Source organism: Mycobacterium sp. 1245499.0 (genome assembly GCF_001673615.1).
In the GTDB taxonomy this organism is placed as follows: Bacteria; Actinomycetota; Actinomycetes; order Mycobacteriales; family Mycobacteriaceae; genus Mycobacterium; species Mycobacterium europaeum_A.
Map to the genome: position 1 here is coordinate 1 of NZ_LZMG01000099.1, position 635 is coordinate 635.

Annotated in this window: 2 protein-coding genes; both read right to left on the reverse strand. The window is 63.6% G+C overall.

Annotated elements, in window-relative coordinates; all coding sequences use genetic code 11:
- Nucleotides 1–283: WXG100 family type VII secretion target (locus tag A5646_RS05185; RefSeq protein WP_007771417.1), on the reverse strand; the 283-nt coding region annotated here is incomplete at its 3' end.
- Between the two features lie 51 nt (nt 284–334).
- Nucleotides 335–631, reverse strand: coding sequence for a WXG100 family type VII secretion target (locus A5646_RS05190; protein ID WP_007168951.1), 297 nt, complete (start codon nt 629–631; stop codon nt 335–337).
- Nucleotides 632–635: the final 4 nt, after the last annotated feature.

Consider the following 635-nt stretch of genomic DNA (forward strand, 5'->3'; position numbering starts at 1 on the left):
AGGCCCAGCTGGACCCAACGGCGCTGTCGGTGCTGGCCATGTTGCTGCCCGCGGACTGAACCTTCTGCCCGTGGGAGTTGGCCTGCTCGTAGATGACCTGGAAGTTGCGACCCAACTGGGTGATGAACTCCTGGCATGCCACCGAACCCGCACCGCCCCAGAAGTCGCCGGCAGCAAGCACATCGCGAACGATGGCCTGGTGCTCGGCCTCCAAGGACGCGGCCTGGGCGCGGATCAAGGCACCGTGGGCGTCTACATCGCCGAACTGGTAGTTAATGCTCATAACGGTGTTCTCCTAATGTCTTGAGATGTTACGCAGCTGCGGATTCGGCCGCTAGCTGCTGAGGATCTGCTGCGAGGCCTGCTCTTGCTGCTCGTAGTTGTTCGCGTCGCGAATCAGCCCGTCGCGCACCCCGTGGAGCATGTTGACGATGTTGCGGAAGGCCTGGTTGACCTGGCCCATGGTGTCGTACGAGGTGGCCTGGGCCTGACCGCTCCAGCCCGAGCCGGCGATGTTCATCGACGACGCCCACATCTTGCGGGCCTCGTCCTCAACGGTCTGGGCGTGCACCTCGAAGCGGCCCGCCATCGCCCGCATCTCGTGCGGGTCGGTCATAAAACGTGTTGCCATGTCG